Origin of the sequence: Klebsiella sp. CN_Kp075, from assembly GCF_040065055.2 — a bacterium.
Lineage (GTDB): Bacteria > Pseudomonadota > Gammaproteobacteria > Enterobacterales > Enterobacteriaceae > Klebsiella > Klebsiella aerogenes.
In genome coordinates, this window is sequence record NZ_CM198050.1 from 2896135 (window position 1) to 2916048 (window position 19914).

The window sequence follows — 19914 nt, forward strand, 5'->3', positions numbered from 1 at the left end:
TTTCATGAAGAAACTAAAATATCTCTCAACCTTAATTATTGCCGCTATTGCGATTATCGCCGCCTGGCTGGTATGGAATTACTACACTCAGTCACCATGGACGCGGGATGGCAAAATTCGCGCCGAACAGGTCGGCATTACGCCTCAGGTTTCCGGCAGTATTTTGCAGTTGAATGTTAAAGACAACCAGTTGGTCAAAGCCGGCGACGTTTTGTTCCGCATTGACGATACCCCCTATCGCATTGCGGTTTTAAACGCTCAGGCGCAGTTGGCAAAAGCCAAAGCGGAACTGGCAAAAGCCAAAGCCGAGCAAACCAAGGCCGCCAGCGACGTTACTCGCCGCCGCAGTCTTTCGCAAAACTTCATCTCCGCTGAAGATATGGAAACCGTTAATACCGCTTTGAATACCGCCAATACCACTTATGAGGCGGCTAAAGCGGTGGTTGGCGTGGCGCAAGCCGCGCTGGAACATGCGCAGTGGCAGCTGACGCAAACCGAGGTCAAAGCGCCGGTTGATGGCTGGATCACTAATTTGTCAACGCGGGTCGGAGATTACGCCTCCGTCGGCCACCCGGTATTTGCGTTGGTTGATAGTCATTCTTTTTATGTCCTGGGTTATTTTGAAGAGACCAAACTGCGTCACATCCGCGAAGGCGCTAGCGCTCAGGTCGTTCTCTATAGCAGCAAACAAACGTTACAGGGTCACGTTTCCAGCATCGGCCGCGCCATCGTTGATCAGAGCGTCGAAGGCGGTTCGGCGCTGGTCGCTAATATTAAACCCAACATTCCATGGGTACGCCTCGCGCAACGCGTACCGGTACGTATTGAGTTCGATAAGCTGCCTGCGGACGTCACGCTGGTTTCAGGTACCACTTGCACCGTATCGATTGGCGGACAGTAATGAAGCTGCAGGCTCTGCGCTGGCAATCACTGCCGTGGTTTAAAGCCAGCCGTCCGCAATGGCGCTACGCGTTACGCAACGGCATTGCGATGTGTCTGGCGCTTAGCATCGCCTATGCGCTGGATCTTGATGAGCCCTACTGGGCAATGACCTCCGCCGCGGTCGTCAGCTTCCCGACCGTTGGCGGCGTTATCAGCAAGAGCTTTGGCCGTATCGCCGGCAGCCTGCTCGGCGCCTGCGCCGCCCTGCTGTTGGCCGGCCATACCCTTAACGACCCGTGGCTATTCTTGTTCAGTATTTCAGCCTGGATTGCGCTCTGTACCTGGGCCTGCGCGATGTTCACCAATAACGTCGCCTACGCTTTTCAACTGGCAGGCTATACCTGCGCAATTATCGCCTTCCCGGTTATTAATGTTGCCGACGCGAATGAACTGTGGACTATCGCTCAGTCGCGAGTTTGTGAAGTGATTGTGGGGATATTGTCCGGCGGGTTCATGATGATGATCCTGCCCAGTACCTCAGATGGCGTCACGCTGCTGACGGCACTGAAGAATATGCATTCCCGGCTATTAGAGCATGCCAGCCTGCTGTGGGTGCCGGAAACCACCGATGCGATTCGTAGCGCCCATGAAAGCGTCATCGGCCAGATCCTGACCATGAATTTGCTGCGTATCCAGGCCTTCTGGAGCCACTACCGTTTCAGACGGCAGAATCCCTTGCTGAATTATCTGCTTCATCAGCAGTTGCGAATGACCAGCGTCATCTCCAGCCTGCGAAGAATGTTATTGAACTGGCCGGATGCGCCTGGCAATACGCGAGCGGTGCTCGAAACGCTACTCAGCGAGCTCGCCAATCCGCACGCAAATGTTTATAGCGTGGCGCGGATTCTGGTACCGCTGGCCCCCGGCCCTAACGCCGACTATCGCCATCTGGCGTTCTGGAAACGGCTGCGTTATTTCTGTCGTATCTATCTCGAAAGCAGCCGCTGGATCCGCCGCATCGAGAACGCCAGCGCTATCACCGAGTTTAACGTCCCTTCGGCGCCGGCGCTGTCGCGTCATACCGATCAGGCTGAAGCGTTATGGAACGGCTTACGTACCTTCTGCGCGCTGGTGGCCGTGGGCGCCTGGGGTATCAGCACCCAATGGCAGGCCTGCGCCGCCGCGCTCACCCTCGCCGCCATTAGCTGCGTACTCTACTCAATATCGCCGTCGCCATTTAAATCGCTCACCTTATTGATGCGTACCCTGGTGCTGTTGTCGCTGTTCAGTTTTGTGGTGAAGTTTGGCTTAATGGTGCAGATAACCGACCTGTGGCAGTTTTTACTGTTTCTGTTCCCGCTGCTCACCACCATGCAGTTATTGAAACTCCAGATGCCGAAGTTCGCTGGGCTATGGGGGCAGTTAATCGTCTTTATGGGATCGTTTATTTCGGTCACCAACCCTCCGGTTTATGACTTTGCCTCGTTTCTTAATGATAATCTCGGCAAAATTATCGGTGTTGGTCTGGCGTGGCTTGCCTTTGCGGTTATCAGTCCCGGCTCAGATGCGCGGAAAAGTCGCCGCCATATCCGTGCGTTACGGCGTCACTTTGTCGATCAGTTGAGCCGCCGCCCGCAGCATAGCGAGCACGAATTTGAGTCTCTGGTGTATCACCACATTAGCCAGTTGAGCAGCAGCCAGGACGCGCTGGCGCGACGTTGGCTGCTGCGCTGGGGCGTAGTGCTGCTCAACTGCTCGCATGTCGTGTGGCAACTACGTGATTGGGAGACACGTTCAGACCCCCTCTCACAAGTACGCGACTTGTGTATCAGCCTGCTTCGCGACGTCATGAGCGAACGCGGCGTCCAGCAACGTCCACTTGCCTCGACGTTGCTGGAGTTGCAGCGGATCTGCGATACCCTTAACCATCATCATCAGCCGGCGGCTAAAGAGCTGGCGGCGATAATCTGGCGGTTATACTGCTCGCTATCGCAGCTGGAACAGGCGCCAATTGCCGGCACCATTACCGAACGGACTACTTAATCACCCCGCAGGCAAAACGCTCGCCGCCGCCGCCCAGCGGCTGCGGGCTATCGGCCATATTATCGCCGCCGACATGAACCATCAGCGCTTTGCCCTTCACTTCCGCGAGCGTTTTCAGGCGCGGGGCAATAACCGGTTGGTTAGCCACCCCATCGTCGTTGACCACCAGCAGTGGAAGATCGCCAAGATGCCCTGCGCCCAGCGGCCCTTCATGCTTACCGGTATGTTGCGGATCGAAATGACCGCCCGCCGCGCCGGCGGCGACCGCTTTACCGTCTTTTATCGCCGGCTGGCAGCTTCCCTCAGCGTGGATATGAAAACCGTGTTTGCCCGGCGGAAGCGCGCGTAAATCAGGAGTAAATTCAAGGCCTCTGTCGGTTTCAGTAATTTTAACGCTACCGACGGCCTGGCCAACGCTCTGGCTGGTGACAAGATTAAGGGAGACATCTTCACTGGCGGCCTGCGCGCCAGCGCAAAATGCGAGAGTGAAAATAGCGAGTAAACATCGTTGCATAACACCTCCGGATTGGCTGTATCCCTGATAAGTGTAAACCAGGTAGCGGCATCCGGAGGCGTAAGATGGTTTAAGGAACGTCGTAACCCAGCGCCGCTTTACGAATGCGGAACCACTGCTGGCGCGTCATAGGCAGTTTTTCCGCCACAATCGCCGAGCGCACGCGCTCGATTTTGCCCGAGCCGATAATCGGCAGCGGTTTCGACGGCAGGCGCAGCACCCACGCATAGACGACTTGCTCAATGCTATCTGCATTGAGCTCCTGGGCAATTTGCGCCAGCTCGTCGCGCAGCGGTTGGAAGCTCTCGTCATTGAACAGGCGTCCGCCGCCGAGACACGACCAGGCCATCGGTCGAATGCGCAACTGCTGGAGCTGATCGAGGGTACCGTCAAGCAATAGAGGCTGATGTACCGGTGAGATCTCGACCTGGTTAGTAGCCAGGGTGAAAGGCAGACGCGATTGTAATAGCGTAAACTGCGCCGGCGTAAAGTTAGATACGCCAAAGTGGCGCACTTTCCCACTATGATGTAGCGCGAGGAAAGCCTCTGCGACTTCGTCGGCATCCATCAGCGGATCCGGGCGATGAATCAGCAGTAAATCGAGATGATCGGTCGCCAGATTGCGCAGCGATTGTTCGGCGCTAAGAATGATGTGGTCGCGATCGGTGATATAGTGACCAATGGTATTTTCCGCACGCGCTTTAGTCGCAATCCCACACTTGCTAACGATTTCCATACGGCTACGCAGGTGCGGCGCTCGCTTCATCGCTTCGCCAAAAGCGGCTTCACACTGGTAATCGCCGTAGATATCGGCGTGGTCGACGGTAGTAATTCCTAGATCCAGGTGCTGCTCAATGAAACCAACCAACGCGTCTGTGGACATTTTCCAGTCCATTAGCCGCCAGTAACCCATAACAAAACGTGAAAATTCCGGCCCCTGCGGAGCCATAGCAATACGCTGAACCATAAACGCTTCCTCGACAAAAAAGTGTTCTGAGTATACGCATATTTGTCTTCAAAACAGTGAGGGTTGCTGCGGTTCTTCCGCGGGCGCCTGCTTAGCCGCGCGAATTTTACGCAGTAAACGCTGGCGGCACAGACGCAGGACCTCTTGTTTTTGCGCATCGCTCAGCTTTTGCCAATTGAAGCGCTCATCACGGCTACGAAAACAGCCGCGACAATAACCGCGTTCATCGGACTGACATATTCCCCGGCACGGACTCTGTACCGGGAAAAACTCAAGCTGCTCTGCCACCACCGCTCTCCCGTTTATTCTCTCTGTCTCTCATTGAAGACGCTCTGCCGCTCGCGCGCAACTTTTGTTGGTTTGTTATCCTCGCAGAATGATCATTTTGCTTGCATTAGACCAATCGGTCTACTACAGTGTGCCCCATGAACAGACACAGCGAATGCGATACCCGAGAACACATCCTCGTCACCGGCGAACAACTATGCATGCATCGTGGTTTTACCGGAATGGGCTTAAGTGAACTTCTGAAAACCGCGGAAGTGCCGAAAGGCTCTTTCTATCACTACTTTCGCTCAAAAGAAGCCTTCGGCGTCGCGTTGCTTGAACATCACTACACCGGCTATCTGCAGCGCCTGGTTGACCACTTTGACCATGGCGAAGGCAACTACCGCGACCGACTGCTGGCCTACTATCAGCACACGCTGAATCAGTTTTGCCAACAGGGTATTATCAGCGGTTGCTTAACCGTGAAGCTGTCGGCAGAGGTGTGTGACTTGTCGGAAGATATGCGTACCGCCATGGATAAAGGCGCCAGCCAGATTATCGCCCTGTTGGGCGAAGCGCTGGAAAAAGGCCGCCTGGAGGGTAGCCTGCTGTTTGAGGGGGAAGCAATTACCCTTTCACAGGTGCTGTACTCGTTGTGGTTGGGGGCCAATTTACAGGCCAAAATTACGCGTAGCGCAACGCCGCTGGAAAGCGCCCTTGCTCACGCCAAACAGATCATTGCAGCGCCTGCGGTTTAACAGGCGTTTTTATTTAACCAGTTACAAGACGACCGGTCTACTCAGGAGTCATTATGTCAGAATCTAAATTGTTCAGCCCGTTAAAAGTCGGTGCGGTGACCGTACCTAACCGCGTATTTATGGCTCCGCTGACCCGTCTGCGCAGCATCGAGCCTGGCGACATCCCTACTCCGCTGATGGCTGAGTACTATCGTCAGCGCGCCAGCTCCGGCCTGATTATCACCGAAGCGACGCAAATTTCCGCCCAGGCGAAAGGCTATGCCGGCGCGCCGGGCCTGCATAGCGCAGAGCAAATGGCCGCATGGCAAAAAATCACCGCTGGCGTACATGCTGAAAACGGTCATATCGCCGTGCAACTGTGGCACACCGGGCGTATTTCTCATAACAGTCTGCAGCCAGGCGGCGCCGCGCCGGTTGCGCCATCGGCGCTGAGCGCAGGCACGCGTACTTCGCTGCGTGATGAAAACGGTCATGCCATTCGCGTCGATACATCGATGCCGCGCGCGCTGGAAACGGACGAAATCCCAGGCATCGTTGATGACTTCCGTCAGGCGGTAGGCAATGCCCGCGATGTGGGTTTCGATCTGGTAGAGCTGCACTCCGCGCACGGTTATCTGCTGCACCAGTTCCTGTCGCCTTCTTCTAACCAGCGTACCGACCAGTACGGCGGTAGCGTTGAAAACCGCGCCCGTCTGGTGCTGGAAGTGGTCGATGCCGTCAGCAAAGAGTGGAGCGCCGACCGTATCGGCATTCGCGTGTCGCCAATCGGTAGTTTCCAGAACGTCGATAACGGCCCGAACGAGGAAGCCGATGCGCTCTATCTTATTGAGCAACTGGCGAAACGCGGTATCGCTTATCTGCATATGTCCGAACCAGACTGGGCCGGCGGTCAACCGTATAGCGACGAATTCCGCCAGAAAGTTCGCGATCGTTTCCCGGGCGCGATTATCGGTGCTGGCGCCTACACGGTGGAGAAAGCCAACGACCTTATCAATAAAGGACTGATCGATGCCGTGGCCTTTGGCCGCGATTACATCGCCAACCCGGATCTGGTGGCGCGTCTGCAGAAGAAAGCGGCGCTGAACCCGCAGCGCCCGGAAAGCTTCTACGGCGGCGGCGCGGAAGGTTATACCGATTATCCAACCCTGTAATCCCTCCATTGATAGCGGCGTACCATCGCCGCTATACTCAAGACTCTGATGTATCAAAACAAACTGCATAGGGGAAATTATGCGCTTACTTCACACCATGCTGCGCGTTGGCGACCTGCAACGTTCTATTGAGTTTTATACCAACGTGCTGGGCATGAAGCTGCTGCGTACCAGCGAAAACCCTGAGTACAAATACTCGCTGGCTTTCGTCGGCTACGGCGAAGAGAGCGATACCGCGGTTATCGAACTGACCTATAACTGGGGCGTTGATAGCTACGAGCTCGGTACCGCCTATGGCCACATTGCGCTGAGCGTCGATAACGCGGCGGAAGCCTGCGAACGTATTCGTCAGAACGGCGGCAATGTCACTCGCGAGGCAGGTCCGGTGAAAGGCGGCAGCACGGTTATCGCTTTTGTTGAAGATCCGGACGGCTACAAAATTGAGCTGATCGAAGAGAAAGATGCCGGAAAAGGTCTCGGCAACTAAGTTAATTCGGGCGCATTCGCGCCCGTCAGGCTGCTGACAAAGAAGGAAACAGCGTGGTTTTTCCTTCTTTGTGGTTATCAGCCGAAAATCAATAAATTGATTTTCCTTGTTATTTGTCTAATGCAATCTGAAATCCCACTGATTGCATGACGTTTATCATCAATTTCATCGGGCGCGTTCGCGCCCGATGTTTTCTCCCTTCCTGCTGCAAGCCGCGGCAAAATTTGCCATAATGCGCGCTACTTTTTTCCAGCTAAGAGAATCTGATGTCCGAGAACGCTCAACTTAATGGTCTGTGCGGCCGTTTTCGCGGTTTTTACCCAGTGGTGATTGATGTTGAGACCGCCGGGTTTAATGCCAAAACCGACGCCCTGCTGGAGATCGCCGCTATTACGTTGAAGATGGATGAGCAGGGCTGGCTAATGCCGGACGAAACGCTGCATTTTCACGTGGCTCCCTTCGAAGGGGCCAACCTGCAGCCAGAAGCGCTGGCTTTCAATGGAATTAACCCAAACGATCCTGAACGCGGCGCGATAAGCGAATACGATGCGCTGCACGCTATTTTTAAGATGGTCCGCAAAGGGATGAAAGAGAGCGATTGCAGCCGGGCGATAATGGTGGCGCATAACGCGACTTTCGATCACAGCTTCACGATGGCCGCCGCCGAGCGCGCCGGGTTGAAACGCAATCCGTTCCACCCTTTCGTGACCTTCGATACCGCCGCGCTGAGCGGGCTGGCCTTAGGGCAAACCGTATTATCTAAAGCCTGCATCGCCGCAGGAATGGAGTTTGACGGCAGTAAGGCCCATTCCGCGTTGTACGATACCGAGCAAACCGCCCAGCTATTCTGCGAAATCGTCAACCGCTGGAAGCGCCTTGGCGGCTGGCCGCTAGCGCCGATCGAAGCATAAGCCATAAAAAAAGCGACTTCCGGGGAAGTCGCTTTTTCTTTGCAGCGAAGAATTACTCTGCTTTCGGCTCGTCAGCGCTGTGCTTGGCAGCCGTTTCTTTAATCAGCTGCTGCAGTTCGCCGCGCTGATACATTTCGATGATGATGTCGCAACCGCCAACCAGTTCGCCGTCAACCCACAGCTGCGGGAAGGTCGGCCAGTTAGCGTATTTCGGCAGTTCAGCGCGAATATCCGGGTTCTGCAGGATGTCTACGTAGGCAAAACGTTCGCCGCAAGCGGAAAGCGCCTGCACTGCCTGAGCGGAGAAACCGCAGCTCGGCAGCTTCGGAGAGCCTTTCATGTACAGCAGAATTGGGTTTTCAGCGATTTGACGTTGGATCGTTTCTAAAGTGGTGCTCATTGTCGTGCTTCCTTAAACATCTTTACGGCAGTAATTTGTCATTGTAGCGTCCTGGACGCAGGACCGATAATAACATTTTTTTCACTCGCCACATTTTATCTTCTGTCGTCTGAAGTTGCCTTAAAAATATCACTTTGTAACGCCGCCGCGAGGCGAATTGCGCACTTTCTGTACGGGTCGGCGATTCTCTGACTTATTTTTTTGCAATCGTTAACCAAACGACATTTTAGATACAAAAGAGTATTAACTTTCTGGCTTTTTATGCTTTAGAATCATTCCGGTTTGTCATTCACCGTCAGGCATTGGTATATGTCTGTAATTTAATCAGGGGATTGCTCAGTGGCGCGGCTCAATAAAATCGCGATATCGCTCTGTGCATTACTGTTTACATCTATCTCGCTTACGCCATTGGCGCATGCTTCAGGGCATACGCACGCTTCGGCTACGCCGAAGGCGCATCCGGCGAAAGGCTCCACCGCCGAGCGTAAGAAGAAAGCGGCACAGAATAAATCCAAATCCACCGCTAAAACTACCCGTAAAAAAACCTCAAGCGCAAAGCACCCTACCCGTACTACCGCAGCAAGCCAAACCGCACTTAATCGTCAAGCCGCCGGCGCCACCAAAAAATGCGTGTTGCGCAAAGGTTATAAAAAGCAGTGTGCGAAAACGGTAACATCCAGCGAAGCAACGACGCTGGCGTTGAACAGCGTAAAAAGCAAATGCGTAGTGCGTAAAGGCTACAAAAAGCGCTGTAAACCTGTTGCCGATGAACCGAATCTGACGATTGCCGATGCGCACAAAGCCCGGGTGCAAAAAGCGCAAAGCACCGCGATGAATAAACTCATGGATCAGCTAGGCAAGCCTTACCGCTGGGGAGGCTCCTCTCCGCGCACCGGTTTTGACTGTAGCGGGCTAGTTTATTACGCCTATAAAGATCTGGTTAAAATTCATATTCCGCGCACCGCTAACGAAATGTATCACCTGCGCGATGCCCGCCCGGTTGACCGCGATGAACTGCAAAGCGGCGACCTGGTCTTCTTCCGCACCCGCGGACGCGGCACCGCCGACCACGTTGGCGTTTACGTTGGAAACGGAAAGTTTATCCAGTCGCCGCGTACCGGCCGTGACATCCAGATAACCTCTTTAAGCGAAGATTATTGGGTTCGCCACTACGTCGGCGCGCGCCGCGTGATGACGCCAAAAACCATTCGTTAAGAAACGCCGATCCCGGTTTGCCGCTGCGGCGGCATACCGTTCTTCTGTATATTCCCCTCCTCTTGCAGATTCAGCGGATACTGCATACGCTCCTCCAGTTGCGCGGGGTGACGGCGATAACTGGTCGGCGACATACCAAAATGACGACGGAAAGTACGGCAGAATGTCGCCTGGCCTTCAAACCCGAGCAGCAATGAGATACTCAGTGCCGAATCCTTCGTCTGTTTGAGAATGCCGGCGGCAATGGTCATTTTGCGTCGGCTCACATACGTTCCCAGCGTATAACCGGTAATCAGCGCGAACTGACGCTGAAAGTACCAGTGCGAATAACCCGATTTTCGCGAGATCGCGGTAACGGGGAGCGCGGTAAAAATGTTGTCTTCGATCCATTCGATAATATCTATGACGATCGGAATGATATGTCCACTGACCATTTCATGTTTGTGCGCCATCTCTTTTCATCCATCAATTATGAGCTTTATGCTTGTTCAATAACGATTTCTTACTCCGAGGTCCGTTGCCTGCAGAGATAATTATATTTGTCATACAATTAAAATTAATCCTAATGATTATTGGGCATGAAAGTCATTCCCATTACGCATAATGCTCGCAAGCTAATGTTTTATAGCGTTCTAAAAGATAACAGGCGGTGAAGATACGAAGCGTTTTAGTCGTAGGCAGGCGCGTCGATGGGGAATTTGCGAATCACATCGCTCGCCATGCGCCAGACTGGCGAAGGCTTAATCAGTCGCGTTAGCAATGAATAACCTTTGTTGTTGTAAGTCTTTTAACTGACTTCAGCAAATGTTAACATTCTCAACACAATAACATGTAACACTCGCGACAGCGTTACACAGTAAATACTGTATTCAGGTGAATCTTCACCTAATTAATGTGAGAAAAAACAAAAAGTTATAAGGAGAGTAGCAATGTCGTTCGAATTACCTGCATTACCATATGCAAAAGACGCCCTGGCGCCGCACATTTCCGCTGAAACCCTGGAATACCATTACGGTAAGCATCACCAGGCCTACGTGACCAACCTCAACAACCTGATCAAAGGCACCGCTTTTGAAGGCAAATCTCTGGAAGAGATCGTTCGCTCTTCTGAAGGCGGCGTCTTCAATAACGCAGCGCAGGTCTGGAACCACACTTTCTACTGGAACTGCCTGGCGCCGAACGCCGGCGGTGAGCCGGAAGGCGAACTGGCCGCAGCGATTAACAAATCTTTCGGTAGCTTCGCTGATTTTAAAGCGAAATTCACCGATGCCGCGGCAAAAAACTTCGGCGCAGGCTGGACTTGGCTTGTTAAAAACGCAGACGGCAGCCTGGCTATCGTCTCCACCAGCAACGCCGGCACTCCGCTGACTACCGATGCGACGCCGCTGCTGACCGTTGATGTCTGGGAACACGCCTACTACATCGACTACCGCAATGCCCGTCCTAATTATCTGGAACACTTCTGGGCGCTGGTAAACTGGAAATTTGTTGCCGCTAACCTGGCAGCATAAAAACAAAACCGCAGCAGGGTTACCCCGCTGCGGTTTTTTCTTAGTGCGACTTAGTTATTCGCTAATGCTTCTTCTGGTTGAGAACGCCCGCCAAACAGCACCACCGCCAACGCCAGCCCGGCAATAATCGCCCCCATCACCGGCACAAAAGCATACCCGAGACCGCCGGATATCACCGCGCCGCCCGCCGCCGCGCCCAACGCGTTACCGAGGTTGAAAGCGCCAATATTCACCGATGATGACAGACCCGGCGCTTCGTGCGCCACGCGCATTACCCGCATCTGCAGCGGCGGAACCACCGCGAAGGTTGCCGCGCCCCACACGACCATGCTGACGGCAGCACCCAGTTGCGATTGCGCCAGCAGCGGAATAGCCAACATGATGGCAATCAACAACAACAGGAATCCTTTCAAAGTGCCGGAGACTGAACGGTCGGCAAACTTACCGCCCAGATAGTTGCCAAGCGAGAAACCGACGCCGATTAATACCAACATGGCGGTAACAAACAGCGGTGAAGCGTTGGTGATGGTATGCAGTACCGGAGAAATGTAGGTATACAGCGTGAACATTGCCCCGGCGCCCAGCACGGTGGTCAACAGCGCAGAGAGTACCTGAGGCCGCATTAATACCGACAGCTCGCGCTTCACGTTCGGACGCTCGCCGGCGCTACCTTTCGGCAGGGAGAACCACAGGCTTACCATCGCAATTAACCCCAGACCCGCCGTGGCCAGGAACGACATTCGCCAGCCGATGGTTTCACCAAGCCAGGTGGCAGCCGGTACGCCGCCGATATTGGCAATGGTCAGCCCCATAAACATGGTCGCGACCGCGCTGGCCTGTTTGTGTTTTGGCACCACGCTTGCGGCAACGACCGAGCCAAGGCCAAAGAACGCGCCATGATTGAGGCTGGTGATAATGCGCGACAGCAGTAGCGTCGTGTAATCCGGCGCAATAGAAGAGAGCACGTTGCCGAGGGTGAAGATCCCCATCAGGAAGATCAATGCATTGCGGCGAGCGCGATGCGACAGCAGTAACGTCATTAACGGCGCGCCGACCATCACGCCAATGGCATAGGCGCTAATCAGCATCCCCGCGGCCGGAATAGAAACATCTACGCCTTTGGCGATAACCGGCAGTAATCCCATCGGGGAAAACTCGGTGGTACCGATACCAAAGGCACCGATCGCCAACGCGAGTAAGGGAAAGTTGATTTTCATTCAGAGACTCCATCAGGCCGATTCAGGACACGGCATTACATCAGAAGCCAAAAGCATGACATCAATCACAGAAAAACAGAAGTAAACGAAATGACAAAAGATTTTTGCAGATCTGCTAATAATGGCGGGATGGGAGGGGAAGCCCCCTCCCTGCTGGAATCAGTGCAGTACCGCGGTCAACGCGGCGGCGACGATCAGACCCAGAACAATAACCGTCGTTGTCAGCGAAAACTTTAAATTTGTGTCCATCAATTTTCTCCCCTGATTATCCCCACATAGAAAGTGAGCTTGCTCATTTTTGCACAAAAATATGCAAAAATCTTCCCGGATTTAGAGTGATGCACATTTTTGCTCTTCCCCTTTGCCGCGAGATAGGACAAAATCCCACGCTAATTTGAAAGCGTATCGGCCATTGACCCCTTCCTGTCGTTCTGTGTCGTTTTCCCAGGTGTTGCAATGTTGATCATTGTATACAGGGTGTGTATAGGCAAACGTTTACGTATCGATAATCAGACGATCAGGTCAAGGTCTGGAGTGAGAAGTAATGGCAACTATTAAAGATGTAGCGAAACGCGCAAACGTTTCCACTACAACTGTGTCACATGTGATTAACAAAACCCGTTTCGTTGCGGAAGAGACGCGCAATGCGGTGTGGGCGGCAATTAAAGAACTCCACTATTCGCCAAGCGCCGTGGCTCGCAGCCTGAAAGTCAATCACACTAAATCGATCGGTCTGCTGGCCACCAGTAGCGAAGCGGCCTATTTCGCTGAAATTATCGAATCCGTAGAAAAAAGCTGCTTCCAGAAAGGCTATACCCTGATTCTGGGCAACGCCTGGAACGATCCGGAAAAACAGCGCGCCTACTTGTCTATGATGGCGCAAAAGCGCGTTGACGGCCTGCTGGTGATGTGTTCCGAGTACCCGGAGTCCGTACTCAGTATGCTTGAAGAGTATCGTCATATCCCGATGGTGGTGATGGACTGGGGCGAAGCCAAAGCGGACTTTACCGACTCGGTTATCGATAATGCCTTTGAAGGCGGCTATATCGCCGGCCGTTACCTGATTGAACGCGGCCACCGCGAAATTGGCGTTATTCCGGGCCCGCTTGAGCGTAACACCGGTGCCGGACGCCTGGCAGGCTTCATGCAGGCAATGAAAGAAGCGCATATCAATGTGCCGGAAAACTGGATTGTTCAGGGCGACTTTGAACCGGAATCCGGCTACCGCGCCATGCAGCAGATCCTCAATCAGCAGCACCGCCCAACCGCCGTGTTCTGCGGCGGCGACATCATGGCGATGGGCGCTATCTGCGCCGCCGACGAAATGGGCCTGCGCGTACCGCAGGATATTTCGCTGATCGGCTATGATAACGTGCGTAACGCCCGCTACTTCAGCCCGGCGCTGACCACTATACATCAGCCAAAGGACTCGCTCGGGGAAGCGGCATTCAATATGCTGCTCGATCGCATTGTTAATAAACGTGAAGAGTCGCAGTCCATTGAGGTACATCCGCGTCTTATCGAGCGCCGCTCGGTTGCCGACGGCCCGTTCGTCGATTATCGCCGCTAACGCCCTCCCCCCGGCGCCGGTTATTCCGGCGCCCGCAACCACTCCCGATTCAACGTTTCGCTGTCGCCAAGATAGTCAAGTAGCCAGCTCAAAGCGGGTGAGGCATCGCTTTGTTGCCAGGTCAGGCAGCAGGCGGCATCCGGGAATGGGTTTTCCAGCGTCAATGCCGTCCACTCCCCGCTATCGATATGCGGGCGGGCAAAGTGGCCAGGCACCATCCCGACGCACAATCCTGCCGAAAGACAGGTGGCTGAAGATTCCCAATCCGGCACCACCACCCGCTTCTGGTTATCCAGCAGCCAGGTTGTGCGCTTCGGCAGCGAACGTGAGGTATCTTCGCGCACCAGGGACGGCCAGTCGCGCAACACGTCATCGCTGAGCGGCCCTTCCATCTGCGCCAGCGGATGGCTGCTGGCGACGACACAGTGCCAGTTCAGCATCCCCATATCGCGGAAAGCGTAGCGCCCGCCCACCGGAATCGAACGCGTCGCGCCAATAGCTAATTCTACCCGCCCATCGGCTAACGCATCCCAGACGCCGTTGAAAACTTCCTGAAAAACGATCAGTTCGACATCGCTAAAATGGCGATAAAAATCAACGATCATCTGGCGCATCCGCGCCGGTTTAACGATATCGTCCACCGCAATCGACAGCTGGCCACGCCAGCCGTTAGCAATCTGCTGGCACTGCTGGCGGGTGATCTGCATTTTTTTGATAACAGAACGTCCTTCCTGCAAAAACCAGTGCCCGGCGGGGGTCAATTCAACATCACGATGGCGACGTTCAAAAAGCGGAACCGCAAGCCACTCCTCCAGTTGTCGCACCGTGTAGCTCACCGCCGAAGGTACGCGGTGCAACTCCTGCGCCGCGGCGCTGAAACTCCCGTTACGCGCCACAGCATCAACCACTTCTAAGGAATATTCAGACCACATATTCTGCCTGCAAAATTTTTGAATGCATGTGACAAATAATAGCGTTTCACAAGGCGGATTACACTCCCTACACTCTGCGGCATCGTACCTGCATCAGTAGAAAGAGAACGTTATGCAACAACCTGGGAAAGGATTTTTAGTGTGGCTGGGCGGCCTGAGCGTGCTTGGCTTTCTGGCCACCGACATGTATCTACCGGCCTTTGCCGCCATTCAGCAAGACCTCAACACCTCTGCCGCATCGGTTAGCGCCAGCCTGAGCTTATTCCTCGCGGGCTTCGCGATCGGCCAGCTGTTCTGGGGGCCGCTATCGGACCGCTATGGTCGGAAACCGATTCTGCTCGCCGGGCTGGCTATCTTCGCTCTTGGCTGCCTTGGGATGCTGTGGGTACGCGATGCGACACTGATGCTGGTACTGCGTTTTGTCCAGGCGATTGGCGTATGCGCCGCCGCGGTGACCTGGCAGGCGATGGTGACCGACTACTATCCGGCCCAGCGCACCAACCGCATTTTCGCGACGATCATGCCGCTGGTCGGTCTCTCTCCGGCGCTGGCGCCGTTACTCGGCAGCTGGCTGTTAGTCCATCTGGAATGGCAGGCTATCTTCGCCACCCTGTTCGCTATCACCATACTGTTGATGCTGCCGGCTTTTCGTCTGAAGGCGGTCGTCAAACCTGCTGGCGAAACCCAGCAGAAACTTACCTTTATGTCCCTGCTGCGTTCACGTGAATATAGCGGTAACGTGCTCATTTATGCGGCGTGTTCCGCCAGCTTCTTCGCCTGGCTCACCGGTTCGCCATTTATCCTCCATGAAATGGGCTATGGTCCGACGGTGATTGGTCTTAGCTACGTGCCGCAAACTATCGCCTTCCTGATCGGCGGTTACGGCTGCCGCGCGGCGCTGCAAAAATGGCAGGGTCATCAGATGCTGCCCTGGCTGCTGGTTGTTTTTTCGCTGAGCGTAGCCGCGACCTGGCTTGCCGGAATACAGGATCATCCGTCGCTGGTTGCGTTAATGGTTCCGTTTTGCATCATGGCGATTGTGAATGGCGGCATTTACCCTATCGTTGTCGCCCAGGCGCTGAAACCTTTTCCACAGGCGACCGGCCGCGCCGCCGCCCTGCAGAATACGCTGCAGCTTGGCCTGTGCTTCCTGGCAAGCCTGCTGGTCTCAAGCCTTATCGCCACTCCGCTTCTGACCACCACCAGCGTGATGCTGATTTCCATCGTCCTGGCAGGCATCGGTTTCTGGATGCAGCAACGACGCGTACAGTTAGTGAGTGAATCATCTCACGCTTGATGAATTTTTAAAGGATATCCCGGACCAGTCATTAGCCTGCTAATATATTTTTATTGAAAGGCGGTTTTTAGCGGCCTATACTGGATCCGGCATCACATAAATAGAAAGTTTTTTAGATATTAACGGGGGCAGGACGCAGCCCGTTTAACCATGGAAGGCCTTTCGGCAAGGGTTATCTCCCTTCCTCTGTTCTACGTCGGATAGCACCCTCACGATTTTTTCGTGAGATTTCTCACAAAGCCAAAAAAGCGTCTACGCTGTTTTAAGGTTCTGATCACTTGGGCGTGATGGAGAAGCTATGAGTTCATCGTGTATAGAAGAAGTAAGTGTACCAAACGATGATTGGTACCGGATTGCAGCTGAATTATTGGGCCGTGCCGGAATTGAAATCAATGGTTCCGCACCCTCCGATATCCGGGTAAAAAACCCGCTCTTTTTTAAACGCGTGTTACAGGAAGGGTCTCTCGGATTAGGCGAAAGCTATATGGACGGCTGGTGGGAATGCGAACGCCTGGATATATTCTTTCACAAGGTATTGCGCGCCGGGCTGGATAAGCAACTCCCCCGCCACTTCAAAGATACGCTACGTATCGCTGGCGCTCGTCTGTTCAATCTGCAAAGCAAAAAACGCGCCTGGATTGTTGGTAAAGAACACTACGATTTAGGCAACGACCTTTTCCACCGCATGCTCGATCCCTATATGCAATATTCCTGCGGATACTGGAAAGAGGCCGAAAATCTGGAGCAGGCGCAGCAGGATAAATTAGATCTTATTTGTCGCAAACTGCAGCTTGAGCCGGGAATGAAAGTGCTGGATATCGGTTGCGGTTGGGGTGGGTTGGCCTATTACATGGCCAAAAACTATAACGTCAGCGTGACGGGCGTGACCATTTCGGCTGAACAACAAAAAATGGCGCAAGAGCGTTGCGCGGGATTAGATGTCAATATTCTGCTGCAGGACTATCGCGATCTCCACGAAAGTTTTGACCGCATCGTCTCCGTCGGGATGTTCGAGCACGTAGGGCCTAAAAATTACGCCACTTATTTTGAAGTTGTCGATCGTAATTTAAAACCAAACGGTCGTTTTCTGCTGCACACCATTGGCTCAAAAATTACCGATCACAACGTCGATCCGTGGATTAATAAATATATATTCCCTAACGGTTGCCTGCCGTCGGTACGCCATATCGCCGATGCCAGCGAGAAGCATTTTGTGATGGAAGATTGGCATAACTTTGGCGCCGATTATGACACCACCTTGATGGCCTGGTACGAGCGTTTCCTTGCCAGTTGGCCGGATATTGCCGATAACTATTCGGACCGTTTCAAACGCATGTTTACCTATTATCTGAATGCCTGCGCCGGTGCCTTCCGCGCCCGCGATATTCAGCTCTGGCAGGTCGTCTTCTCGCGTGGTGTTGAACACGGCCTGCGCGTAGCCCGCTAGACTCGCTAAAAAAAGCCCCCGCAGAAATACGCTTCTACGGGGGCTTTTTTAATTATTCTTCCGCGCTTTTTTGCGCCGCTTCTTTTGCCGCCAGCACGCGTTCCACGGTATCCACCACCGCCTGAGTCTGCGGATCGATTTCGATATTCACTTTATCGCCGAGTTTTTTCACCCCAAGCGTCGTACGCTGCAGCGTTTCGGGGATCAGATGCACGCAGAAACGAGTCGGGGTCACCTCGCCAACCGTCAGGCTAATACCGTCCACGCCAATGAACCCTTTATACAGGATATATTTCATCAGCGCCGGGTCCTGTACCTTAAACCAAATCTGGCGATTGTTTTCCGAGGTGAGGATTTTAACGACTTCGGCGGTGGTCATAATATGGCCGGACATCAAATGGCCGCCGATTTCATCACTGAATTTCGCCGCTCGCTCAACGTTGACCATATCGCCTTCATGGATAGCGCCAAGGTTGGTGATCCGCAGCGTCTCTTTCATCAAATCAAAGCTGATTCGCGGGCCGTCAATTTCGGTAACGGTCAGGCAACAGCCATTGTGCGCCACCGAAGCACCGGTCTCCAGGCCGTCGAGCATATGCGCCGGCAGCTCCACCACGTGGGTGCGGAAATTCGGTTTCTCATCGATGGACACCACTTTCGCAGTCCCCTGTACAATACCAGTAAACATACTTTGCTCCTGTTGAGAATCGTGACGGTATCATTACCGTTATATATACGCGGAACAATAACAGTTGACCAAACAGGTTGCCAGCGCGCATCGTGCCCCCACCATTTTTTCACTGGCTTAATGGCTAATCCTCGCTACAATAGACTGGAAATTCCTCCTGTTTTTTCTTCTTGCTGCCATTTAAGGCGGCTTTTTTAGTCTCAAAATAACAACAATATAAAGGTGTTCACGTGCAGAAGTACTTTATAGAAGCGCGTCAGTTATTAGCATTGGCTATCCCGGTCATTCTGGCGCAGGTCGCCCAGACGGCGATGGGTTTTGTCGATACGGTGATGGCCGGCGGCTATAGCGCAACCGATATGGCCGCCGTGGCTATCGGCACCTCGATCTGGCTACCTGCCATCCTGTTTGGCCACGGTCTGCTGCTGGCGCTAACGCCGGTTATCGCCCAACTCAATGGCTCCGGCCGCCGCGATCGTATCGCCCAGCAGGTACGCCAGGGCTTTTGGCTGGCGGGCTTTGTCTCCGTACTGGTGATGGTGGTGCTGTGGAACGCAGGCTATATCATTAGCTCGATGCACAACATCGACCCACAGCTTGCCGACAAAGCGGTGGGGTATCTGCGTGCGCTGCTGTGGGGAGCGCCGGGATATCTGTTTTTCCAGGTCGCGCGTAACCAGTGCGAAGGGCTGGCAAAAACCAAACCCGGAATGGTGATGGGTTTTATCGGCCTGCTGGTCAACATTCCTGTGAACTACATTTTTATCTATGGTCATTTCGGCATGCCGGAGCTTGGCGGTATCGGCTGCGGGGTCGCGACCGCCTCGGTCTACTGGGTGATGTTTGCCAGCATGCTGACCTGGGTACGCCGCGCGCGCTCAATGCGCGATATCCGCTGCGCTGAGCGTTTCAGTAAACCTGATTTTTCGGTATTAAAACGGCTGGTACAGCTGGGGTTGCCAATCGCGCTGGCGCTGTTTTTTGAAGTCACGCTGTTCGCAGTTGTGGCGCTGCTGGTTTCGCCATTGGGAATTATCGATGTCGCAGGGCATCAAATCGCGCTCAACTTCAGTTCGCTGATGTTCGTTCTTCCGCTCTCGCTGGCGGCGGCGGTGACCATTCGCGTTGGCTTTCGTCTCGGCCAGGGCTCGACGCTGGATGCCCAGACCTCCGCGCGTACCGGCGTCGGCGTGGGCGTCTGCATGGCAATGATCACCGCGATTTTCACGATCCTGATGCGTAAGCAGATTGCCCTGCTGTACAACGATAGCCCTGAGGTGGTGCTACTGGCCTCACAGCTGATGCTGCTGGCGGCGATTTATCAGATTTCCGACTCCATTCAGGTGATCGGCAGCGGTATTCTGCGCGGTTATAAAGATACGCGGTCGATCTTCTTTATTACCTTCACCGCTTACTGGGTACTGGGGCTGCCAAGCGGTTATCTGCTGGCGCTGACCGATATTGTGGTGCCGCGGATGGGGCCTGCGGGCTTCTGGTGCGGCTTTATCATCGGCCTGACCTCCGCTGCCATCATGATGATGCTGCGCATGCGCTTCCTGCAGCGTCAGCCGTCCAGCATTATCCTGCAGCGCGCAGCGCGCTAACCAAAAATGCTAAATAAAAGGGCAAGCCGTTGACGCGGTTTGCCCTTTTTTTG

The 19914-nt window shown here is 54.1% G+C and carries 21 protein-coding genes; 12 read left to right on the forward strand and 9 right to left on the reverse strand.

The window, feature by feature from the left end:
- Window positions 1-4: 4 nt before the first annotated feature.
- A complete protein-coding gene (locus ABLV78_RS13885) occupies window positions 5-901 on the forward strand; it encodes an efflux RND transporter periplasmic adaptor subunit (RefSeq protein ID WP_045392466.1) in 897 nt (298 codons plus the stop codon).
- Window positions 901-2925 (forward strand): FUSC family protein, encoded by a 2025-nt coding sequence (locus ABLV78_RS13890; protein ID WP_015705224.1) that lies wholly within the window; start codon window positions 901-903, stop codon window positions 2923-2925. Before ABLV78_RS13885 ends, ABLV78_RS13890 begins: the two co-directional genes overlap by 1 nt.
- On the opposite strand, the gene sodC is transcribed toward ABLV78_RS13890, so the two are convergent.
- From sodC to ABLV78_RS13905, 3 genes are all read right to left on the reverse strand, one after another.
- Window positions 2918-3439 (reverse strand): superoxide dismutase [Cu-Zn] SodC, encoded by a 522-nt coding sequence (gene sodC, locus ABLV78_RS13895; protein WP_015366871.1) that lies wholly within the window; start codon window positions 3437-3439, stop codon window positions 2918-2920. The genes ABLV78_RS13890 and sodC overlap by 8 nt on opposite strands.
- Before the next feature lie 70 nt (window positions 3440-3509).
- Window positions 3510-4406 (reverse strand): aldo/keto reductase, encoded by an 897-nt coding sequence (locus ABLV78_RS13900; RefSeq protein ID WP_045392474.1) that lies wholly within the window; start codon window positions 4404-4406, stop codon window positions 3510-3512.
- Between the two features lie 48 nt (window positions 4407-4454).
- Complete coding sequence (locus ABLV78_RS13905) at window positions 4455-4697, reverse strand: DUF1289 domain-containing protein (RefSeq protein WP_161801910.1); 243 nt, start codon at window positions 4695-4697, stop codon at window positions 4455-4457.
- A gap of 134 nt (window positions 4698-4831) precedes the next feature.
- Between ABLV78_RS13905 and ABLV78_RS13910 the strand changes: the two genes are divergently transcribed.
- From ABLV78_RS13910 to rnt, 4 genes are all read left to right on the forward strand, one after another.
- Window positions 4832-5431 carry a TetR/AcrR family transcriptional regulator gene (locus tag ABLV78_RS13910; RefSeq protein WP_045392477.1) on the forward strand — a complete coding sequence of 200 codons (600 nt, stop codon included), beginning with the start codon at window positions 4832-4834 and terminating at the stop codon, window positions 5429-5431.
- A gap of 53 nt (window positions 5432-5484) precedes the next feature.
- Window positions 5485-6582 carry an alkene reductase gene (locus tag ABLV78_RS13915; protein WP_015366875.1) on the forward strand — a complete coding sequence of 366 codons (1098 nt, stop codon included), beginning with the start codon at window positions 5485-5487 and terminating at the stop codon, window positions 6580-6582.
- 79 nt (window positions 6583-6661) lie between these two features.
- Window positions 6662-7069, forward strand: a complete 408-nt coding sequence (gene gloA / locus ABLV78_RS13920; RefSeq protein WP_045373539.1) for a lactoylglutathione lyase — start codon at window positions 6662-6664, stop codon at window positions 7067-7069.
- Window positions 7070-7335: 266 nt separating this feature from the next.
- Window positions 7336-7980, forward strand: a complete 645-nt coding sequence (gene rnt, locus ABLV78_RS13925) for a ribonuclease T (RefSeq protein WP_045392483.1) — start codon at window positions 7336-7338, stop codon at window positions 7978-7980.
- 52 nt (window positions 7981-8032) lie between these two features.
- On the opposite strand, the gene ABLV78_RS13930 is transcribed toward rnt, so the two are convergent.
- Window positions 8033-8380, reverse strand: a complete 348-nt coding sequence (locus ABLV78_RS13930) for a Grx4 family monothiol glutaredoxin (protein WP_045392486.1) — start codon at window positions 8378-8380, stop codon at window positions 8033-8035.
- 339 nt (window positions 8381-8719) lie between these two features.
- Here ABLV78_RS13930 and ABLV78_RS13935 point away from each other — a divergent pair, with 339 nt between their 5' ends.
- Window positions 8720-9595 carry a C40 family peptidase gene (locus ABLV78_RS13935; RefSeq protein WP_047042791.1) on the forward strand — a complete coding sequence of 292 codons (876 nt, stop codon included), beginning with the start codon at window positions 8720-8722 and terminating at the stop codon, window positions 9593-9595.
- On the opposite strand, the gene ABLV78_RS13940 is transcribed toward ABLV78_RS13935, so the two are convergent.
- On the reverse strand, window positions 9592-10047 hold the full coding sequence (locus ABLV78_RS13940; RefSeq protein WP_047042789.1) for a helix-turn-helix domain-containing protein: 456 nt from the start codon (window positions 10045-10047) through the stop codon (window positions 9592-9594). The two genes, ABLV78_RS13935 and ABLV78_RS13940, sit on opposite strands and share 4 nt — an antisense overlap.
- A 477-nt stretch (window positions 10048-10524) precedes the next feature.
- Here ABLV78_RS13940 and sodB point away from each other — a divergent pair, with 477 nt between their 5' ends.
- Window positions 10525-11106, forward strand: coding sequence for a superoxide dismutase [Fe] (gene sodB, locus ABLV78_RS13945; protein ID WP_015366881.1), 582 nt, complete (start codon window positions 10525-10527; stop codon window positions 11104-11106).
- Between the two features lie 50 nt (window positions 11107-11156).
- Here sodB and ABLV78_RS13950 read toward each other — a convergent pair whose 3' ends face one another.
- Window positions 11157-12323, reverse strand: a complete 1167-nt coding sequence (locus ABLV78_RS13950) for an MFS transporter (protein WP_015366882.1) — start codon at window positions 12321-12323, stop codon at window positions 11157-11159.
- Between the two features lie 159 nt (window positions 12324-12482).
- Window positions 12483-12572 (reverse strand): cytochrome bd-I oxidase subunit CydH, encoded by a 90-nt coding sequence (gene cydH / locus ABLV78_RS13955; protein WP_032705726.1) that lies wholly within the window; start codon window positions 12570-12572, stop codon window positions 12483-12485.
- 295 nt (window positions 12573-12867) lie between these two features.
- On the opposite strand from cydH, the gene purR reads away from it, so the two are divergent.
- Entirely contained in the window at window positions 12868-13893 is a 1026-nt protein-coding gene (gene purR / locus ABLV78_RS13960) for an HTH-type transcriptional repressor PurR (protein WP_015366884.1), read from the forward strand.
- Between the two features lie 20 nt (window positions 13894-13913).
- Here purR and punR read toward each other — a convergent pair whose 3' ends face one another.
- Window positions 13914-14825 (reverse strand): DNA-binding transcriptional activator PunR, encoded by a 912-nt coding sequence (gene punR / locus ABLV78_RS13965; RefSeq protein ID WP_047042783.1) that lies wholly within the window; start codon window positions 14823-14825, stop codon window positions 13914-13916.
- Between the two features lie 112 nt (window positions 14826-14937).
- On the opposite strand from punR, the gene punC reads away from it, so the two are divergent.
- A complete protein-coding gene (gene punC / locus ABLV78_RS13970; RefSeq protein ID WP_047042780.1) occupies window positions 14938-16122 on the forward strand; it encodes a purine nucleoside transporter PunC in 1185 nt (394 codons plus the stop codon).
- A 298-nt stretch (window positions 16123-16420) separates the two neighbouring features.
- The gene (cfa, locus tag ABLV78_RS13975; protein ID WP_045392498.1) at window positions 16421-17569 is read left to right on the forward strand and encodes a cyclopropane fatty acyl phospholipid synthase; all 1149 of its coding nucleotides are present in this window, start codon (window positions 16421-16423) and stop codon (window positions 17567-17569) included.
- A 52-nt stretch (window positions 17570-17621) separates the two neighbouring features.
- Here cfa and ABLV78_RS13980 read toward each other — a convergent pair whose 3' ends face one another.
- On the reverse strand, window positions 17622-18257 hold the full coding sequence (locus ABLV78_RS13980) for a riboflavin synthase (protein WP_015366888.1): 636 nt from the start codon (window positions 18255-18257) through the stop codon (window positions 17622-17624).
- A gap of 230 nt (window positions 18258-18487) precedes the next feature.
- On the opposite strand from ABLV78_RS13980, the gene mdtK reads away from it, so the two are divergent.
- Window positions 18488-19861, forward strand: coding sequence for an MdtK family multidrug efflux MATE transporter (gene mdtK / locus ABLV78_RS13985; RefSeq protein WP_047042775.1), 1374 nt, complete (start codon window positions 18488-18490; stop codon window positions 19859-19861).
- Window positions 19862-19914: the final 53 nt, after the last annotated feature.

What these genes read in the sequence shown, in the direction of transcription:
- ABLV78_RS13885 (WP_045392466.1), top strand. Translation starts at nt 5, where the DNA reads ATGAAGAAACTAAAATATCTCTCAACCTTAATTATTGCCGCTATTGCG.
- ABLV78_RS13890 (WP_015705224.1), top strand. Translation starts at nt 901, where the DNA reads ATGAAGCTGCAGGCTCTGCGCTGGCAATCACTGCCGTGGTTTAAAGCC.
- sodC (WP_015366871.1), bottom strand. Translation starts at nt 3,439, where the DNA reads ATGCAACGATGTTTACTCGCTATTTTCACTCTCGCATTTTGCGCTGGC.
- ABLV78_RS13900 (WP_045392474.1), bottom strand. Translation starts at nt 4,406, where the DNA reads ATGGTTCAGCGTATTGCTATGGCTCCGCAGGGGCCGGAATTTTCACGT.
- ABLV78_RS13910 (WP_045392477.1), top strand. Translation starts at nt 4,832, where the DNA reads ATGAACAGACACAGCGAATGCGATACCCGAGAACACATCCTCGTCACC.
- ABLV78_RS13915 (WP_015366875.1), top strand. Translation starts at nt 5,485, where the DNA reads ATGTCAGAATCTAAATTGTTCAGCCCGTTAAAAGTCGGTGCGGTGACC.
- gloA (WP_045373539.1), top strand. Translation starts at nt 6,662, where the DNA reads ATGCGCTTACTTCACACCATGCTGCGCGTTGGCGACCTGCAACGTTCT.
- rnt (WP_045392483.1), top strand. Translation starts at nt 7,336, where the DNA reads ATGTCCGAGAACGCTCAACTTAATGGTCTGTGCGGCCGTTTTCGCGGT.
- ABLV78_RS13930 (WP_045392486.1), bottom strand. Translation starts at nt 8,380, where the DNA reads ATGAGCACCACTTTAGAAACGATCCAACGTCAAATCGCTGAAAACCCA.
- ABLV78_RS13940 (WP_047042789.1), bottom strand. Translation starts at nt 10,047, where the DNA reads ATGGCGCACAAACATGAAATGGTCAGTGGACATATCATTCCGATCGTC.
- sodB (WP_015366881.1), top strand. Translation starts at nt 10,525, where the DNA reads ATGTCGTTCGAATTACCTGCATTACCATATGCAAAAGACGCCCTGGCG.
- ABLV78_RS13950 (WP_015366882.1), bottom strand. Translation starts at nt 12,323, where the DNA reads ATGAAAATCAACTTTCCCTTACTCGCGTTGGCGATCGGTGCCTTTGGT.
- cydH (WP_032705726.1), bottom strand. Translation starts at nt 12,572, where the DNA reads ATGGACACAAATTTAAAGTTTTCGCTGACAACGACGGTTATTGTTCTG.
- purR (WP_015366884.1), top strand. Translation starts at nt 12,868, where the DNA reads ATGGCAACTATTAAAGATGTAGCGAAACGCGCAAACGTTTCCACTACA.
- punR (WP_047042783.1), bottom strand. Translation starts at nt 14,825, where the DNA reads ATGTGGTCTGAATATTCCTTAGAAGTGGTTGATGCTGTGGCGCGTAAC.
- punC (WP_047042780.1), top strand. Translation starts at nt 14,938, where the DNA reads ATGCAACAACCTGGGAAAGGATTTTTAGTGTGGCTGGGCGGCCTGAGC.
- cfa (WP_045392498.1), top strand. Translation starts at nt 16,421, where the DNA reads ATGAGTTCATCGTGTATAGAAGAAGTAAGTGTACCAAACGATGATTGG.
- ABLV78_RS13980 (WP_015366888.1), bottom strand. Translation starts at nt 18,257, where the DNA reads ATGTTTACTGGTATTGTACAGGGGACTGCGAAAGTGGTGTCCATCGAT.